This window comes from Flavobacterium frigoris PS1 (genome assembly GCF_000252125.1).
Classification (GTDB): domain Bacteria; phylum Bacteroidota; class Bacteroidia; order Flavobacteriales; family Flavobacteriaceae; genus Flavobacterium; species Flavobacterium frigoris_A.
Genome location: NZ_AHKF01000018.1, coordinates 108,548 through 127,300 on the forward strand (window position 1 = coordinate 108,548; position 18,753 = coordinate 127,300).

General features: G+C 34.5%; 13 protein-coding genes. 5 read left to right on the forward strand and 8 right to left on the reverse strand.

Annotated elements, in window-relative coordinates; translation table 11 throughout:
• Nucleotides 1-28 precede the first annotated feature (28 nt).
• The 6 genes from HJ01_RS09235 to HJ01_RS09260 all read right to left on the reverse strand — a co-directional run bounded on the left by HJ01_RS09235 (nt 29) and on the right by HJ01_RS09260 (nt 9,483).
• Complete coding sequence (locus tag HJ01_RS09235) at nt 29-1,366, reverse strand: DUF4302 domain-containing protein (RefSeq protein WP_007138116.1); 1,338 nt, start codon at nt 1,364-1,366, stop codon at nt 29-31.
• A gap of 68 nt (nt 1,367-1,434) precedes the next feature.
• Nucleotides 1,435-2,298 (reverse strand): putative zinc-binding metallopeptidase, encoded by an 864-nt coding sequence (locus HJ01_RS09240; protein ID WP_007138117.1) that lies wholly within the window; start codon nt 2,296-2,298, stop codon nt 1,435-1,437.
• 13 nt (nt 2,299-2,311) lie between these two features.
• Entirely contained in the window at nt 2,312-3,793 is a 1,482-nt protein-coding gene (locus HJ01_RS09245; protein ID WP_007138118.1) for a RagB/SusD family nutrient uptake outer membrane protein, read from the reverse strand.
• 9 nt (nt 3,794-3,802) lie between these two features.
• Complete coding sequence (locus HJ01_RS09250; protein ID WP_007138119.1) at nt 3,803-7,516, reverse strand: SusC/RagA family TonB-linked outer membrane protein; 3,714 nt, start codon at nt 7,514-7,516, stop codon at nt 3,803-3,805.
• A gap of 155 nt (nt 7,517-7,671) precedes the next feature.
• Nucleotides 7,672-8,784 (reverse strand): FecR family protein, encoded by a 1,113-nt coding sequence (locus HJ01_RS09255; protein WP_007138120.1) that lies wholly within the window; start codon nt 8,782-8,784, stop codon nt 7,672-7,674.
• Between the two features lie 90 nt (nt 8,785-8,874).
• Nucleotides 8,875-9,483 carry an RNA polymerase sigma factor gene (locus HJ01_RS09260; protein ID WP_007138121.1) on the reverse strand — a complete coding sequence of 203 codons (609 nt, stop codon included), beginning with the start codon at nt 9,481-9,483 and terminating at the stop codon, nt 8,875-8,877.
• A 520-nt stretch (nt 9,484-10,003) separates the two neighbouring features.
• On the opposite strand from HJ01_RS09260, the gene HJ01_RS09265 reads away from it, so the two are divergent.
• The 5 genes from HJ01_RS09265 to HJ01_RS09285 all read left to right on the forward strand — a co-directional run bounded on the left by HJ01_RS09265 (nt 10,004) and on the right by HJ01_RS09285 (nt 17,283).
• Nucleotides 10,004-11,284, forward strand: a complete 1,281-nt coding sequence (locus HJ01_RS09265) for an MFS transporter (protein ID WP_040473894.1) — start codon at nt 10,004-10,006, stop codon at nt 11,282-11,284.
• Nucleotides 11,285-11,385: 101 nt separating this feature from the next.
• The gene (locus HJ01_RS09270; RefSeq protein ID WP_007138124.1) at nt 11,386-13,614 is read left to right on the forward strand and encodes a B12-binding domain-containing radical SAM protein; all 2,229 of its coding nucleotides are present in this window, start codon (nt 11,386-11,388) and stop codon (nt 13,612-13,614) included.
• Nucleotides 13,615-13,717: 103 nt separating this feature from the next.
• Complete coding sequence (locus HJ01_RS09275) at nt 13,718-14,203, forward strand: acetyl-CoA carboxylase biotin carboxyl carrier protein subunit (protein WP_007138125.1); 486 nt, start codon at nt 13,718-13,720, stop codon at nt 14,201-14,203.
• Between the two features lie 92 nt (nt 14,204-14,295).
• Nucleotides 14,296-15,738, forward strand: coding sequence for an acetyl-CoA carboxylase biotin carboxylase subunit (accC, locus tag HJ01_RS09280; protein WP_007138126.1), 1,443 nt, complete (start codon nt 14,296-14,298; stop codon nt 15,736-15,738).
• 3 nt (nt 15,739-15,741) lie between these two features.
• Entirely contained in the window at nt 15,742-17,283 is a 1,542-nt protein-coding gene (locus HJ01_RS09285) for an acyl-CoA carboxylase subunit beta (protein WP_007138127.1), read from the forward strand.
• A 69-nt stretch (nt 17,284-17,352) separates the two neighbouring features.
• On the opposite strand, the gene HJ01_RS09290 is transcribed toward HJ01_RS09285, so the two are convergent.
• Nucleotides 17,353-17,847 carry a nuclear transport factor 2 family protein gene (locus tag HJ01_RS09290; RefSeq protein ID WP_007138128.1) on the reverse strand — a complete coding sequence of 165 codons (495 nt, stop codon included), beginning with the start codon at nt 17,845-17,847 and terminating at the stop codon, nt 17,353-17,355.
• Between the two features lie 54 nt (nt 17,848-17,901).
• Nucleotides 17,902-18,342: a flavodoxin domain-containing protein gene (locus tag HJ01_RS09295; protein ID WP_081478706.1), complete on the reverse strand. Its 441-nt coding sequence runs from the start codon at nt 18,340-18,342 to the stop codon at nt 17,902-17,904.
• Nucleotides 18,343-18,753 lie beyond the last annotated feature (411 nt).

The following is an 18,753-nucleotide window of genomic DNA, read 5'->3' on the forward strand; positions in this document are numbered from 1 at the left end:
CAACCTTTTTAGATATTGAAATTATATTTTATTGAAAAGCGTAAGTTGTTAATCTAAAATTATTTGATGCAGTAGTAAAAGTATATATCGTGTTAGAAAATGTGATTCTAAAACTTTCTTTTTTAACATATAGTCCTTTAGGATCCATTAACTCTTTGTCTAGGTCTTTTAATAAAGCTGGTTCGCTTCCATTATCCCAAGATACATGTTTAAGAATGATAGTTTTATTAACAGGATCCTCAACAGTTGTTACATTGTGATACAATGCTCCTTTACCACCAGTAAATGTGTATTGAATATAACTTCCAAAGCCTCCATCATTAAAATAAAACGTAATTCTATTGATCTTTTGAGTTGAAGGTAGATTAGCATTTACAGCATTCAATAAATTGTTACAAAGAAGAGAATTTGATGGTGCTGTAGCTAAATTTGCAGCTATATATGCAAACCTTGTCAATGGATTTCCAGCTAATAATGGTTTATAGTCATCCGTTAATACTAAAGGTTGAGTCGTATATTTGATTGTTGCAGTAACACCAGCAGTTCCAGTAGCAATAAAGTTTCCAGTCGCAGCCTCATAAGTAAACTGAGAAAGCATCTGTGTTCCTACTTTTACTGCGGGATTAACAAGGATACCTGTTGGAGTATATGCAATTCCCATATTATAACTTACACTTGACCCAGTTTCTATAGAATTAGCCTTAGCGAATCGTGTAGCACCTGTGAAGTTAAAGTCAAATTTGCTGATTTTAGCCCCGTCATTAGTTTCTAAAAGTCGAAACAATGGTCTTGTAGTGGCTCCAACAACGTTAGGAATCATAGCTCTGTTTTTAGCAAGATCAGTCCAGTCTTGGGCAGTAGCTTTAACAAAACGAACTTCTTCAAAACTTCTATTTGTTTTAAAAATAATTTGTCCATTATCTTGACCATAGTATAAAAACTGAAAATCTCCTTTATATCCTTTACCACGTAATGAGGCAATTGGATAGTTATTAGAGTCTGAAAGTAGGTGAATTCTGCTTTTGGTTGTAAAAACAAGACTTACAGTACTTCCCAAGTCGATACTATATTCGCTAGAATATACAGCAGTGTCATCATCAAAATCGGATGCCATATCTACTTTTCCCGCCTTAAATTTAAAGACATGAGTATATCCTCCTAATTGTGTTGTGTCAGTAAAATAGATGGCTTTCCAACCAAATTCTGATGATTCTAGTGCGTCATTTAGTTCTTTTTGTTGTGCATTTAATCGCTCTGTAGGAGTGGCATTAAATGGAGAATCTATGGTCTCCTTATTGTCGCAAGAAACCAATTGCATCGCTAAAACGGCGATGAATAGATATTTAATTATAGTTTTAAGTTTCATACTATTAATTTATATGGTTATTAAATAGACTTTTTAAAAGAGCCTTTTTATTAGGCTCTTTTAACTTACTAATTTCCGTTTATTACAGCTGTAGTGTTTTTCTCTGCTTCGTCTCTCAACTTATAAAAATCAATACCAAAGGCATCTTTATAATATTTTACAACGATTGCTTCTTTTGTTTTGATATTTGCTAATGTTGTTGCATTAGTTACTCCAGCAAGAATTGTTGCGTATTCAGCTTTTGAATTTACTAGAATAGTAGCTGCAGTTTCGGCAAAGTCTTCATTGATATTCGACTTAGCGTAAGCAGTTAAGAAACCCTGTTGTAAGGCATCGGCATCCGAAGTATTATACCATGCAGAAGAATATCCTGTGGGTGTAATTTTGGCCATTGATTTTTCATCAAAAGGCTTGGTTTGATTTAGAATATGGATATATTCATGCTGAATAGTACGAACAAAGCGCTTTATGTTAGCTCGATTTGTTTTGTTGACATTATCAGTCTCAAAAAAGGTAATTCTTTTACCACCCTCAGCTAAACCTAAAGTAATAGTACCAGTTGTATTCAAATTAACTCCTCCTACAAGAACAAATTCTCTAGGAGCAATATTCTTCACGAAATTTTCACCGGCAACAGCTTTGTAACTGTCAAGCCATATTCTTTGAACGATTTCTAATACTGGTTGTACTTTAGATTGAATTGGTGGATATAGAAACCTATTATTGTCAACAGCATTCTGATTCCATTTATACTGTACGTTGATATTGTATGGGTTCAGGTAATTAATATCAATCCAATTGTCTAATTCTGTTTTTGGAGGGGTTGATAAGTCCAATTGACTTTCTTTAAGCGGTTCGTCGCCTGAACAAGCCCCTAGAAGTACTACCGCAGACAGTAATATTAGTTTTGTATATTTATTTAATGTTTTCATGGCTATATTTTAATTAAATTGGATTCTTTTCAACTCCAGTATTCGTTACATGTAAAGGTATTTGTATAGCTCTACGTTTATCATCCTTTACTAATATAATATTTGGTTGGTTATAAATCTTGTGAGTTATTTGTAAATTGAAACGTTTGATATCAAACCATCTAAGTCCTTCATGTATAAATTCTATTCTTCTTAACTCAGCAACCGCTTTGATGTATGAAGCCTGAACTGGTGTTAAAGTATAGAATGGAGTATATTCATCAGTTATAACAGGATACTTAGTAACAATTTTTGCTTCAGTTACTTTGTCCGTAGTTGGTGAATATCCAGTTGTACGAACAGAGAAGAAGTATTCCATTTCAGTATTCGCTAGAGCAAATTCATTCTTCATGATGTGCGCTTCGATTTTATTAAGAAATAATTCCTCATTGCTCAATAAAACATTCGTTACATAAGGAAGACCTATTCCTGCGTTAGCATTAGTGTACTTAAAATATTCAACAAATTTTGGTAGAAATATTGATATAGAACCATTGCTTGAAAAGCTACTAACTAACCAAGTTTTATTAAATAAATTAGTTGCCGTTCCAAAAACAGTGTTTCTTTCAGCGCCTGACAAACCAAAACGATTACTTCTAATGGTTCTATTGTACAAAGAAGAAGTTGATACCACTAATAAATTAGTATTTTCAGAAGCTTGCGAATAAATGTTAAATCTTGTTGTAGTATCTAGAAGATTGTAATCTGAAATACTTCTCAATTTACCTACAGGTTGGCTGGTTAAGTCATCTGAATTTTCTAACACTTTATCCCAGTCACCTTTAACTAGGTAAAAACGGCTCGCAAAAGCTTTTGCGGCAGCTTTGTTGAAATGAAACTTTGGTTGTGTATAATCATCTCCCACATACTTTAATCCTTCCTCAATATCACTTTCAATATTCGCATATACTTCTGCTACAGTATTTCGTTTGTATGTTTTTAGCAATACGGTTTCAGGTTCTAGGATATAAGGAATTCCTAGATCTGTCGCAGCTGTTGCAGGATTGTACCTTTGTGAAAAGATACTTACTAACATAAAATGGGAGTATGCTCTAGCGATAAAAGCTTCTCCTCTTTGTGCATTTAAGTTAGCTGGATTACCAAGTTTACTTATTGCTTCAATTGCTTGATTTGCGTGTGCTATGGCAACATAACAAGCATCCCAATAAAAAGCAGGCGTATCTCTTGTAATATCGTCAGCCATCTGCCAATTGTAATTTTGACTGTTTTTAATAGTCGTAGCTGGTAGGTTTTCACTGTCAGATGCATTATCTGTCATTGTTTCAGCAAAGTCCATATAGCTAGCTTCAGGATAAGCATTAACTAGTATTTCAGAAATTTTTTCTGGAGTATCTAATTGGGTTCTGTTGTCAGGAATTTCAGAAAGAAAATCATCACAACTGCTACTAAGTCCTAATATTACTAGGAGGGTTAGGGTTATTTTTATTTTTCTCATGTTTTTTTATTAAAATGATACGTTAATAGAGAATGTGTATTGGCTTGTGATTGGTTGAGAAACTCCACCTGATCTGTAAAACTCAGGGTCTTGTCCGTTTAGTTTTTTGTCAGAGTAAATTAAAAGTGGGTTAGCTGTTGACGCTTTCATAGAGAAAAGATTAAGACCTAATTTTTTCTTTAAATCTTTAGGAAACTCATAACTTAATGATACATTTTTCAATCTCACGAAAGTTCCATCAGCAACACGCTCGTCAGAAAAATTATATGCATTGTAAGCTCTTGTCAAATCCTTTGACTGTGAAGCATAATTTGCAATCAATCTTTGATCTGCAATTACAGGAATATTTGTCAAAGCTTCATCACCAGGATTTATCCATCGGTTTGTGAATTCTTTTGTAAATACCGTTAAGTCGTCATATTCATCAGAATAGATAGGATTTAAACGTACTTTATTTCCTCCAGCAGCAACGATAAACACATTCAAAGACCAATTGTCATACGTGAAAGTATTCGAGATACCGGCGGACTTATTTGGCTCAATAGAACCTTCATATTTCAAGTATTTCGTAATGTCTTCTGTATCTTGAAAATTGGCACCTGTAACATTATCAACTATTCCATCTGCCATTACAAAAGTGGGTAATCCTTGAGTATTCAACCCAGTGAATTGGTAAGAGTACAAAGCATTTCTTGGGTGACCTACTGAATTCCCTCCTGTACCGTCAACTAAACCTAAAACAGATGGCTCGTTTTGTAGTTTTGTGATTTCTTGATTATAAACAGAGAAATTAAATGATGTTGACCATTTTAGCCTTGTGTTATTTAAATTTTTTGTAGAAAGTGAAAACTCAATACCTTTTGTTTCCATATCTGCATTGTTACCTTGTTTTAATTTTTGTCCTCCAATACCTGAAGTGGTAACAAAATCTACTAAGTCAAATGCTTTACGACTATAAACATCTGTCGTAAATTGAACTCTATTGTCAAACAAACCTAAATCTAAACCAATGTTAGTTTCAAATTGTTTCTCCCAAGTTAAATCTCCATTTTGAAGTTCATCAATATTCAATCCTGTCTCCCTATCTGATAAGTTTAAACGATCAGTAATGAAACTTTTATAGATAGCTAGTGAGTTGGTTGCTGGACCAGCTGTTGCAGTAAGACCGTAAGAACCTCTTAAACTTAATGTATTGATTGCTTTTACGTTTTTCATGAAGTCTTCCTCCATAACATTCCATTTTCCACTAAAAGTGTAAGTAGGCAACCATCTTGAAGAAGCGCTATTTCCTTGTCTGTTTGATCCATCATAACGACCTGTAATCGATCCAGTATAACGTCTGTCGTAAGTATATCCTACTTTACTAAAGAAACCAACAGTTCTTTCTCTTTCTTCATTAAAACCATAATATGATTCTCCACCGTTTATCAGTTTTTCTAATAATCTAGGATCTGTAAAAGCAGTTAATCCTCTGTCATACTGTAAGCCAAAAGCGGTAAAATTATTGCTGTTTCTATCTACAGATCTAAGTTCTTGACCAAATAGTGCTTCTAACTCATGTTTGTTATTGAATACATTTTTATAGTTGAAACTATTTCTAATATTGTAAGAAGTTAATTCATTTGAGAATTTTCTTAAGATACCACCGTTTGGTAAAACAGAAACTTTTGGAGCAGTTAAATCTTCAGGATCTTGGTACAAAAAGATATTTTGATCTCTTACAATTGTAGTTTCTTGAGCGTTATATGCACCCACGATATTAGACTGTTCAAGAATGTTATGTTCTCTAGTTGTATTAGCATAACGAGCATTAGCAGTGAAGTTATACGTTAATTTTGGATTTATTTTGTAAGCCAAATCTGCTTGAAAACGGATATCTTTAACTTTAATGTCCATATAATTGTTTTGTAATTCTTCAACTATATTTATTGGAGCCCAGTTGTTTCTATAATATTCGTAGTTTCCATTGTCATCATAAGGTCTTAATGCTCTATTTGTATTTAAAACATAATTAAATGGATTAATATCAAAGTCTCTAGTTGTGCTTCCGCTAACACCGTCCCTAAGACTGTCGTAACTTCCTGGAGCTGATTGATCTCTAACAGATGCTTGAGTTGATAACGTTAGACTAAACTTATCATTTATAAAAAAAGTGTTTTTAATATTTGATGTTAATTGATTCACTCCGTCAGCAAGTGTCCATCCTGGATCATGGTAAAAACCAAGAGATGCAAAATAAGCATTGTTTTTTCCACCACCAGAAAAACTTAGCGAGTGGTTTTGTGTAATAGATGGTCTAAATAAAACTTTAAACCAGTTTGTATTTGCTAATTCATATTTTTTTAAGAAAGCATTTCTACTTGGCTCATCATTTTTAACACCATAAGTTCCACTAGTTTGATCATAAGTGTTAATAGCATTTGCAAGAATGTTGTAAACACCTCCGTAACGTCCTTGTGAGGTTTGAGGTAATCCAAGGAACCCTTTTGATTCAATTTCTTTAAGAATGCTCATTGTTTCTTGAGAATTCAATATGTCATATTGATTGTAGTTAGGAACTGTTCTTGCAGTTTGTTCTAACGAATAGGTTACACTTAATGGAGATTCACGTCTTCCTTGTTTAGTCGTCACAACAACAACACCATTCAATGATCTTGAACCATAAATAGAAGTTGCCGATGCATCTTTTAGTATTTCAATACTTAAAACGTCATTAGGGTTTAATCCTGCAATAGACGAACTCAATAAAGTCTCTGAATTCCCAGATGCTAAATCTGCAAATGAAAGGTTAACGATATCTTCTTGAACAATACCATCAATTACCCATAGTGGTTTTGTATCTCCAAAAATAGAAGATGAACCACGTACTGTAATTTTTGGAGCTGTACCAAAAGTACCAGTAACGTTTTGAACTGTTACCCCAGCTGCTTTACCTTCGATCATTCTACTGATATCTACAACGCCTTCAACTAGTAAATCTGTTCCTGTTATCTTGCTTATAGCTCCTGTAAAAGTCCTTTTGGATGTTTTCTCATATCCTGTAGTAATAACTACTTCATTTAGTTTTTGTCCGAACTCGCTTAAGATAATGGTAAGTGGAGTTGATTTTATAGCTATTTCTTGGGTTTCCATCCCTATATATGAAACTACAAGTCTAGTGCTATTTGCAGGAGCATCAATAGTAAAATTACCATCAATATCTGTCAGTACAGCTACTTTCGTTCCTTTTACCATAACTGTAGCTCCAGGTAAAGGAAGTCCGCGTTCATCAAGAACTCTACCTTTGACGATAGTTGCTAAAATAGTATTAGTTGCTAATGATTGTGGTGTAGTTATACCCATTAAATCATTAGTAAACGAAGTTTTATTTTGTAGTACAATTTGATTACTTACTTCAGAATAAGTAATGTTTAGCGGTTTTAAAATATTACTAAGTATAGATGATAGTAACTCATCATTTGCTTTGTAACTGACTATTTGATTCAGTTGACTAATTCTTGAATTGTACGAAAATTTTACATTCGCAGTTTTCTCAAGTTTAGCCAAAGCATTATACAAGCTTAAGTTCTCAATACTAAGAGTAACTTTAGTGTCTAATTTCTTTTGCCCTTTTACACTATTTGCCATGGTTACAGTGGAAAACACAAAGGCCAACAGAAATTGAAATAATGTTATTTTCATGATTCGGAGGAGTAATCGTTGTTTAACAACAGGTTTTTTCATAATTTTGGTTTGTTTTAATTAGTACTTATTATCGGGTATTATCAGGACAACGCAAATTCCTTTTTAGAGAAGGCAATTTGATTTTACTTAAGCGTCGAAAATGTTACAGCATCTTCGACGCTTTTTTTGTGGGGTATTGTTACATAGGCACTCTATCAATAATTACAACCATCAGAATTGATGATGATTTGGTTTCCATTCATTTCATAACTCGTATTATTTCCCAGCGCTTTGCAGATAATTTTAAGTTTTTCTGGCAAAGGTTGGTCGCTTAGTGAAGTAGTAAGGTGACAGTCTTTTAATTTGTCTTTTGGGAATTCAATGTTTACTAAATAAGCTTGTTCAATTGTTTTAAATATCTGACTAACTGGAATATCAGTGAAGTCAAAACTTAATTGCTCAATAGTCCTAACAGAGTGTATTAATGTTTGATCTTTTGTAATATCTGTAATTTTATCGAAGGTGGAACTTTTACGAGTAAAACGTAAGGCTTCATTAGGAAGTAAGGTAATTTCCTCTTTTTTATTGAAACTTAATACCATTTCGTTAGACTGTACTTTTACTTTACCTGTTCGTACAAGTATTTCTACATTAGGTTCATTAGAAAAAGCACTTATTCTAAAACTAGTTCCAACTACTTTGGTAACGATTTCATTGGCAAAGACTAGAAATGGTTTTTTAGGGTTTTTACTTATTTCAAAAAAACCTTCACCAGATAAATAGACTCTTCTTTCGTTTCCTACAAAAATTTTAGGGTAACTCAATTTACTTTTTGGTTGTAATAAAACAGAGCTTCCGTCAGATAAAGTTATTATTTGAGGCTTATTTGAATTATTAGTTTGCTCAACGAGTCCTTCATTATTATTCTCATGAATAAGTTCATTGTAGATTTGTGTCGAATTATTAGGAATAAATAAATGGCTATAAGTCCAAGAGCCGAGTAAACCAAAAACCAAAACCGCAGCGACAGACTTTAGCCAATTATTATTCCAAAGTTTAATTTCTTTCTTTGTAGATGCTTCATTCTCTTCAATTTTAGTCCAAGTAGCTACTAATGCAGTTTGGATTATTGAGGAGTGTAAATTATTTTCAGGAATCTTCATAGCTAAAATCCATAGTCTGGCCTCTTCAACTAATTTAGCGCGCATAGAATTTTCTAAAGTCCATTCTTCCCAGTTTTCTAGGTCCGCCTTTGTACGTACCCAAGACTGGAATGATTCATCAGCTAAAAAATCTTCTATTTCGGTATATTTGTTACGTTTTTGCATTTAAAAATAAGGTTACATAGACATAAAGGACAGTTTCCTTATTATATACTCATTAAATTATGATTTTTTTTTAATTTATTTAAGAAAAATTTATAATATACTAGAAGATAGTAGTAAAAGCAAGGGAATATTAGCATTCCATTCCTTGCGCAAGTTTAGTAATGCGCGGTGTAATAAATTGTTAGCTGATTGGTAATTTACATCGAGCATATCTGCAATTTGCTCTACACTAAGGCCTTGGTGGTATCTTAGGTATAATGCCTCTTTCTGTCTAGAAGGTAAAAAATTGATGAGTATGTTGAGTTGATTAACTTTATCAGCAGTACTTTCGTCAATAATTAATTTGTGTTCAATTGAGAAATCAAATAAAAATTCAATAGAGTCTGTTGAAGTGATTTTACTAAAAATATGGTCGCGTTCTTGTAATCTAGCAATCCTTTTGCGAACACTTGATAAAAGATAAGCTTTTACATTGGCATTATCACTTAAAGAATGTTTGTATAACCAAAGATCTGCAAATACGTCCTGAATACAATCCTGAACTTTTTCAGCATGATTTGAAAAAGAATTTCCATAACGTACTAGATGCTCATAATACTTTGTAAAAAGTACCGAAAAAGCCTTTTCATCTCCTGTTCTTAGTCTACTCCAAAGTAGGGAGTCATCAGCGCAATTAGTATTTAATGATTTTATTTTCAAGGTAGGTATAGCTTTTTGGTATATTAAGGTTATGTTAATTTTTTGTAATTGTACGCATTTTAATAGAAAAGTACAAGTTAATATCTTAAAATTATATTAAATTTAATAACTTAATGTTTTAACTGGATAAAAAATAGTCGATTCGTAATTTAGACGGTTTAAATTATATTTTCGCAATTTTTTTTAAAAACTCATTTAACTTAGCTTTTAAAAAATAGAGTTGTATTGCAACACACAAAAGCTTTTACAACGTTTTATTTTCTGTGTAATAATAAACAGTTGTGCTAAATCATTTGTAACTGGATGCTCTTAAGTTTTTGGGAGGAAGTACTATCCACCATGTAGTTTTACGATTGACTAAGTATTTGTCAAATGAGAAAGGTATGGAGACTTTTGATATCTATAATGTAGCTAAAAATAAAAGAATTTAGTGTCTAAAAATGCTGTAATAATTCGAACTAAATACATTTGTTACTTCCGAAAATTAATGGCATTTTTACAGAAATATTTTAGCTTCCCTATGAAAAACAATGCAAATCCAAAAAAAGAAAATTCATTAAAACATGTTCTTTTTGGCAGTTTAATTGGTACAACGATTGAGTTTTTTGATTTCTATATATATGCCAATGCCGCAGTTTTAGTTTTTCCTCAATTATTTTTCCCTTCAGCAGACAGTACTAATTCGGTTTTACTATCCCTTGCTACTTTTTCGATAGCATTTCTTTCTCGTCCTCTTGGTTCAGCAGTATTTGGTCATTATGGAGATAAAGTTGGGCGTAAGACAACCTTAGTAATAGCTTTGTTGACAATGGGTATTTCAACCGTTAGTATTGGATTTTTACCAAGCTACGCTAGCATTGGAATTGCAGCACCTTTATTATTAATGTTGTGCCGCTTTGGTCAAGGTGTTGGTTTAGGAGGCGAATGGGGTGGAGCTGTATTATTAGCCATCGAAAATGCTCCGCCTAATAAGCGTGCATGGTACGGAATGTTCCCCCAATTGGGAGCGCCAATAGGGTTGTTACTATCGGGTGGAACTTTCTTGATTTTAACAGATACGATGAGTGCAGAAGCTTTTCTTGATTATGGGTGGAGAATTCCTTTTATAGCAAGTTCGTTATTGGTAGTAGTGGGTTTCTATATCCGATTAAAAATAACCGAAACTCCTGCGTTCGAAAATTCTAAGAAAGAAGAAGAGGTCAAAATTCCATTTTTAACTTTACTTAAATTTTATAAAAATCAGTTGATTTTTGGCACATTTGCTGCCGTTACTACCTTTTTAGTGTTTTATCTGATGACTGTATTTACGCTTAGTTGGGCTACTTCAGATTTGGGCTATTCCAAAAGAGATTTTTTATTAATGCAGTTGTTTTCAGTATTGTTTTTTGCACTTTTTATTCCGGTATCAGCTCTTATAGCAGATCGTATTGGACGTAGAAAAATGCTTATTTATGCCACAACGGCCATTGCTTTATTTGGTTTTGTTTTTTCGTTCTTCTTAAACTCAGGAAGTCCTGTTTTAGTGACTCTGTTTTTATGTGTAGGAATGGCTCTGATGGGATTTACTTATGGTCCATTAGGGACTTTCTTGTCGGAATTGTTTCCTACAAATATTCGTTATTCGGGTACCTCTTTAGCGTTTAATATGGCGGGAATCCTAGGAGCGGCATTTGCACCTATGATTGCGATTTGGTTGGCGACACATTACAGTTTGACTTATGTAGGGTTTTATTTGACTGCCGCATCTTGTATCTCTTTATTTTCACTGTTGATGGTTAGTAAAAAGGAGCATAAGTTTTAGTTTTTTTATAATAAAATAAATTAATTGGATAGTGACTTCTGGTTGATGTTTTACTGGAATTACTAAAATTAACCCTTATTTTTGCAGAAAACTTATTCTCTTTGAAAACTAAATTATTTCTCATCACGCCTCCTTTTACCCAACTGAATACACCTTATCCAGCAACGGCTTATATAAAAGGGTTTCTGAACACCAAAGACATTGCTGCCGTTCAGGCAGATCTAGGGATTGAAGTGATTTTGAAATTGTTTTCGAAAAAAGGTTTGAAAGATTTGTTTGAAGTTGCAGGTTTAAAGTTTGCTCCGCCAGTTCGATTTTCAGTCTCGGGTGAAGTTGGAGAAATTTCGGATAATTCGAAACGTATTTATGCGTTACAGGAAGAATATATCAAAACTATTGATTCCGTTATCGCTTTCTTGCAAGGGAAAAATCCAACTCTGGCACTTCAAATATGTCAGGAAGATTATTTGCCTGAAGCCTCTCGTTTTGCGCAATTGGAAGAGCTAGATTGGGCTTTTGGGACGATGGGAACACAGGATAAAGCGAAGCATTTGGCTACTTTGTACCTCGAAGACATTTCTGATTTTATTGTAGAATGTGTGGATGCCAACTTTGGTTTCAGCCGTTATGCGGAACGTTTGGGGAGATCAGCCAATTCTTTTGACGAATTGTACGAAGCCTTGCAACAAGAGACAACTTATATAGATAATGTTCTACTTTCGATTTTAAAAGAAAGAATAGAAACCATTCAGCCTACATTGTTCTTAATTTCTATACCCTTTCCGGGGAATTTGTATAGCGCTTTTCGATCGGCGCAATGGGTGAAAAAACACTATCCCGAAATTAAAATTTCTGCTGGAGGCGGTTTCCCTAATACGGAATTGCGTTCTCTTTCAGACGAACGTGTTTTTGAGTTTTTCGATTACATCACTTTGGATGATGGTGAAGCGCCAATTGAATTGATAATTGAAAATGAACAATTAACAATTGACAAAGAATACAAACGTACCTTCCTGTTGGAAGATGGTAAAGTGGTATATAAGAATAATTCCTTAAAACATGATTATAAGCAGTCCCAAGTGGGCACGCCAGATTATTCTGATTTGCTTTTAGATAAATACATTTCAGTTATCGAAATAGTGAATCCTATGCATCGAATGTGGTCTGATGGTCGCTGGAATAAACTCACTATGGCACACGGATGTTATTGGGGAAAATGTACGTTTTGCGATATTTCTTTAGACTATATAAAGATATACGAGCCTGTTGCAGCTAGTTTGCTGTGCGATCGGATGGAGCAAATGATGGAGCAAACCGGTGAAAATGGGTTTCATTATGTTGACGAAGCCGCACCACCAGCTTTAATGCGTGCTTTGGCACTGGAAATACTTCGAAGAAAATTGTCTGTGACATGGTGGACCAACATTCGATTCGAAAAAAGCTTTTCCAGAGATTTGTGTCTTTTACTGAAAGCATCGGGTTGCATCGCCGTTTCTGGGGGACTAGAAGTAGCTTCAGATCGATTATTAAAATTAATTGACAAAGGGGTTACGGTAGAGCAAGTAGCCAAAGTAACTAGAAACTTTACCGAAGCAGGTATTATGGTACATTCGTATCTTATGTATGGTTATCCAACTCAAACAGTTCAGGAAACGGTGGATAGTCTTGAAATGGTGCGCCAGTTATTTGAAGTGGGAGTGCTGCAGTCGGGATTTTGGCACCAATTTGCCATGACAGCACACAGTCCTGTAGGTATGTATCCGGAAAAATTTGGCGTTGTTAAAGAAACCGAAGTTATTGGTACTTTTGCCAATAATGATATTAATTATATCGATTCGACAGGAATTGACCATGGCAAATTCAGCTTTGGATTAAAGAAATCCCTATTCAACTTTATGCACGGAATCTGTTTTGATTACAGCCTGCAGGAATGGTTTGATTTTAAAATACCAAAAACAAAAATTCCGGAGGATTTCATTTTCAATGCGCTACAAGAACCGGAAGATTTTAAAATAAAATCCACAGCCAAAATCGTTTGGTTAGGAGGCAAACCTTTTGTTGAGGAGTTTACTAAATCAAAAAAAGGGAATTCTTGGAAAATGATGAGTTTGACTTTTCATGACAAAAAAGAAAGTTTTAGTATCCAAACCAATAAGGCGGAAGGCGAATGGTTGACAGAAATTCTTCAAAAAGTGTCTGTTTCCAATGCTAAAATTTATACGTTGCAGGAAATCAAGACTGATTTTGAAAAACAACAGGAAGATTTTGAGTTGTTTTGGTATTCAAAACCGGTGAATAGTCTACGTGAATATGGATTGCTAGTGTTGTAAAAGCTTTTTTTTAATGAACTATACTAAATTAGCATAAAACTTGCATTTTTCATTTACGAAAACGTTTTCTTTTACCTATTTTTACGACCATAAAATTACACTAATGAGTGATAGCTATAAAGTAAATATAAATGATTCCTTTCAATTTGACTTTGATAAGGAACAAGTTTCGCAACTAGATGCTGTAAATTTGGATTCCAAATCTTTCCATATCTTACATGAAAGCAAACCTTTTAAAGCAGAGATCCTATCTGCAAATTTTCATCAAAAAGAATATGTCGTCAAGGTAAATAACAACAGTTATACGGTTGCTATTGCTAATGATTTGGACTTATTGATCAAAGAATTGGGATTTGAAGTTGGGCTTACAAAACAAGTTAATGCCATTAAAGCACCAATGCCAGGATTAATTCTGGAGATTAGTGTGATTGTTGGACAGGTTGTAAAAGAGAATGACAGTCTATTAATTTTGGAAGCCATGAAAATGGAAAATAGTTTCCTATCACCACGTGATGGTACCATCAAGTCTATTTCTGTATTATTAGGAGATGCGGTAGATAAAGGACAGCTGTTAATTGAATTTGAATAGAGAGGATAATAGAGTATAGATAAATAAATAAGAATTTTTTACCTCTTTGTTCTAACAGTGAAACGGTCATTATTCTTTTAGTCTTATTAAATATGAAAAAAATATTAGTTGCCAATAGGGGTGAAATCGCAATTAGGGTCATGAAAACGGCTCAAAAAATGGGCATAAAAACGGTCGCGGTTTATTCTACCGTCGATAGAAATGCACCTCATGTGAAATTTGCTGACGAAGCCTTCTGGATTGGTGAATCGCCGTCCAATCAATCTTATTTATTAGGTGATAAAATCATTGAAGTAGCTAAATCTCTTGGTGTGGATGCCATACATCCCGGTTACGGATTTTTAAGTGAAAATGCTGATTTTGCCGAAAAAGCAGAAAAGAACAACATCATTTTTATTGGACCTAAATCGAAAGCCATACATATTATGGGAAGTAAATTGGCCGCAAAAGAAGCTGTAAAAGCCTATAATATACCCATGGTGCCTGGAGTGGATGAAGCCATTACAGATATAGAAAAAGCCAAAGTAGTGGCTAGCGAAATAGGTTTTCCTATTTTGATTAAAGCGTCTGCAGGTGGTGGTGGAAAAGGAATGCGAGTTGTTGAAAATGCAGCCGAATTTGAGTCCCAAATGAACAGAGCAATCAGCGAAGCATTAAATGCTTTTGGTGACGGCGCTGTTTTTATTGAAAAATATGTGGGATCGCCAAGACATATCGAAATTCAAATCATGGCGGACAGTCATGGAAATATTTTGTATTTATTCGAAAGAGAGTGTAGTATTCAACGTCGTCATCAAAAAGTGATAGAGGAAGCACCTTCGTCGGTATTAACACCAGAACTGCGCAAAAAAATGGGGGAAGCTGCCGTTTTAGTAGCTAAATCTTGTGATTATCTAGGAGCAGGAACAGTAGAGTTTTTATTAGATGAAAACAATAATTTCTTTTTCCTCGAAATGAATACGCGTTTGCAAGTCGAGCATCCTGTTACAGAATTAATCACCGGATTAGATTTGGTTGAACTGCAAATCAAAGTCGCTAGAGGGGAAGAGTTGGAGATCAAACAGGAAGACTTGAAAATTAAAGGACATGCTCTGGAATTGAGGGTTTATGCCGAAGACCCAATGAATGATTTTCTACCGAGCGTTGGTCATCTAGATGTATATCAATTGCCGGTGGGCGAAGGAGTTCGCGTCGATAATGGATTTGAGCAGGGGATGGATATTCCTATTTATTATGACCCGATGTTAGCCAAGTTGATTACTTATGGTGAGACCCGTGAGGAAGCCATTCAGATTATGGTCAAAGCTATTGACGGATATTTAGTGAAAGGGGTAGAAACGACTTTGCCTTTCGGAAAGTTTGTGTTTGAACACGAGGCTTTCAGATCAGGAAATTTCGACACGCATTTTGTGAAAAAGTATTATAATGCGGCCGAATTGAAAGATCAATTGGCTGAAGAAGCTAAAATTGCCGGGTTAATAGCCTTGAAGCAGTATTTTGAAGATCAAAAGATAGTACGATTACCAAATCAATAAATTATGGAGTCTAAAATACAAGAATTAAACGATAAGATTGCCCTTGCCCATTTGGGTGGAGGTAAAAACAGAATTGCAAAACAACACCAAAAGAAGAAATTGACTGCCAGAGAGCGCGTGAATTATTTGATGGATGAAGGTTCTTTTGAAGAAATTGGAATGTTGGTGACACATCGGACAAGTGATTTTGGAATGCAAAATGAACTGTATTATGGTGATGGAGTTATAACGGGTTATGGTACCATAAACGGAAGATTAACTTATGTTTTTGCTCAGGATTTTACCGTATTTGGAGGGGCATTATCTGAAACACATGCAGAGAAAATTTGTAAGGTGATGGATATGGCTGTAAAAATGGGTGCGCCTATGATTGGTCTAAATGATTCTGGTGGTGCACGTATTCAGGAAGGTGTTCGCTCTTTGGGTGGTTATGCCGATATTTTTTATAGAAATGTACAAGCAAGTGGGGTAATTCCGCAAATCTCTGCGATCATGGGACCCTGCGCCGGTGGAGCAGTATATTCGCCAGCAATGACTGATTTTACTATGATGGTAGAAGATACCAGTTATATGTTTGTTACTGGACCCAATGTAGTGAAAACCGTAACGAATGAAACCGTGACTTCGGAGGAATTAGGAGGAGCTAGTACGCACTCTACTAAATCAGGAGTGGCTCACATTACTTCTGCAAATGATGTGGAATGTTTGGAAGACCTGAAACGATTACTGAGCTATTTGCCTCAAAGTAATAAAGAAACTGCAAAAAAGTTGCCTTACGAACTTCAAGATGAGGTGCGCGAACAGTTAGCGAGTATTATTCCTGATAATCCGAATAAGCCTTATGATATGCATGGTGTGATTGCTGGAATTATTGATAAAGATTCATTTTATGAGGTCCATAAAAATTATGCAGAAAATATCATTGTTGGTTTTGCAAGATTGGGAGGTCGAAGCATAGGAATTGTTGCTAACCAGCCACTATATCTGGCGGGAGTTTTGGATGTGAACAGTTCGAAAAAAGCGGCCCGTTTTACTCGTTTTTGCGACTGTTTTAATATTCCGTTATTGGTACTTGTTGATGTACCTGGATTTTTACCGGGAACGGACCAAGAATGGCATGGAATTATTGTACACGGCGCCAAACTACTTTATGCGCTTAGCGAAGCGACTGTGCCAAGAATTACGGTTATAACACGTAAAGCTTATGGAGGTGCCTATGACGTGATGAACTCGAAACACATTGGTGCCGACATGAATTTTGCATGGCCTAGTGCTGAAATTGCTGTGATGGGAGCTAAAGGCGCTTCGGAAATTATCTTCAAGAAAGAAATTCATGACGCAGTTGATCATGAAGCTAAACTTTTAGAAAAAGAAGCTGAATATGCTGATTTATTTGCCAATCCTTATACTGCAGCACAACGTGGTTTTATAGATGAGGTTATCTTACCGCAAAACACCAGACGGAAATTAATAAAAGCATTCAGTATGCTCGAAAATAAAGTAAGTGTTACGCCAAATAGGAAGCACGGAAATATTCCTTTGTAAGTATTTTAAATGAAAACAAAAAAAAACCATTCGCTGCGGTGAATGGTTTTTTTTTGTTTTCTAAGGAAACTAATGTAAACTAACCACTTTGGTAATGCTCCATTTATTATTCTCATTTTTCCAGAAAATGATAAACTTGCTGGCATGAGATGGGGTTCCTTCTTTTTCAGTGTTGTTATGAAACTTATGCAGTCCTATTTCTATAGCTCCAAAATCTTTGATAGGATAGACTTCGATACTTTCTTTTACTAATTCCCGAGTTACTTTACCACAGATGTACTTTTCAGTGCCGTCTAAAATTTCTTGCTTCACCGTCATTAAACCGCCTTGATCGTGGTAAAATTCGATATTATCCGAATAGATTGCGGCTTGTTTAGCAAGGTCGCAAGTATTGTAGGCTTGAAAAAAAATACTGTCCATACCGACAATGGTGTTGTATAATTCTAGGTTATCTGCGGTGTATTTGTATGTAAGTTCTTTCTTCTTTTTTTTTTGAGCGGTACAAACGGTGGTTAGAATGGCGAAAAGTAAAATAAAAAAATAGCAAGGTCTACTGTTTCTCATAATATGATTTATTAGTATGGAATTAATCGTTAACTGAAATCAAAAATACACAAATTAAGGCTTTTGAGATACTCGATTTATGGAATCATTCATGAATTTTATTACTTCATCCCAATTTGTATCTTCATAATCTTGTGATGTAATTGTTGCACTTCCTTGTTTTTTAGAAATCATTTTCATGATTAATCGTTTAAAGTATTCGTATTCGGTATATTTCAATGCTCCTGCAATTTGGGAAGTCATCAATGGCTTCGATCTAGTATAATCCAGAAAATCAGTAGTTAGTTTTTTAACTTCAGTATGTTCATCCTCGATATCCGATGCCACAGCAAGTGAGATTGAGAAAAAAGCTCCAGGCATTCGATTCAAGTCGGGAACATATTGTTTGATGTAATGCTTTACAACAGAGTGGTATTTGTTAATATGTATTGATGAACCAATTATCGTTACATCATAAGTCTTTATTGCTCTCGGTTCGGGGGTGGTGTCAGCAATTGTTACTTGCTATCTTGCGTTGTGAAAAATAGCTTCCGTATAGTGATCAATTTTGCAGGTCTATCCTTCTGTAGTGCCGTAAATAACAAGTAGTTTCATGATTTATATTTTTAAATTGAAATATAATTATTGCAAAAAATAGAAACATTGTAAGGGATTGATTTTTAATTACTACTAGCTTTTTAGAACAATGGTGACTTTAAGGGACAAATGAGTTTAAGAATAAGTAATCTTATTTTTTTTAGAAACTGACTTATCGGCGCGATTCAACTAAAGGTTTTCTATAAAAAATCAAAACTCATTAAACTACTATGTCTACAAAAAGGAGGCTTTGCATCAAGAACACTTGTTGCTATTTATGCATTACTATTTTACATTTTAGTATCTTTCGGTATTGTTAAGATACTTAAA

Coding starts and splice junctions, on each gene's coding strand:
- HJ01_RS09275 (WP_007138125.1), top strand. CDS start 13,718: ATGAGTGATAGCTATAAAGTAAATATAAATGATTCCTTTCAATTTGAC.
- HJ01_RS09265 (WP_040473894.1), top strand. CDS start 10,004: ATGAAAAACAATGCAAATCCAAAAAAAGAAAATTCATTAAAACATGTT.
- HJ01_RS09235 (WP_007138116.1), bottom strand. CDS start 1,366: ATGAAACTTAAAACTATAATTAAATATCTATTCATCGCCGTTTTAGCG.
- HJ01_RS09245 (WP_007138118.1), bottom strand. CDS start 3,793: ATGAGAAAAATAAAAATAACCCTAACCCTCCTAGTAATATTAGGACTT.
- HJ01_RS09290 (WP_007138128.1), bottom strand. CDS start 17,847: ATGAGAAACAGTAGACCTTGCTATTTTTTTATTTTACTTTTCGCCATT.
- HJ01_RS09240 (WP_007138117.1), bottom strand. CDS start 2,298: ATGAAAACATTAAATAAATATACAAAACTAATATTACTGTCTGCGGTA.
- HJ01_RS09250 (WP_007138119.1), bottom strand. CDS start 7,516: ATGAAAAAACCTGTTGTTAAACAACGATTACTCCTCCGAATCATGAAA.
- HJ01_RS09255 (WP_007138120.1), bottom strand. CDS start 8,784: ATGCAAAAACGTAACAAATATACCGAAATAGAAGATTTTTTAGCTGAT.
- accC (WP_007138126.1), top strand. CDS start 14,296: ATGAAAAAAATATTAGTTGCCAATAGGGGTGAAATCGCAATTAGGGTC.
- HJ01_RS09285 (WP_007138127.1), top strand. CDS start 15,742: ATGGAGTCTAAAATACAAGAATTAAACGATAAGATTGCCCTTGCCCAT.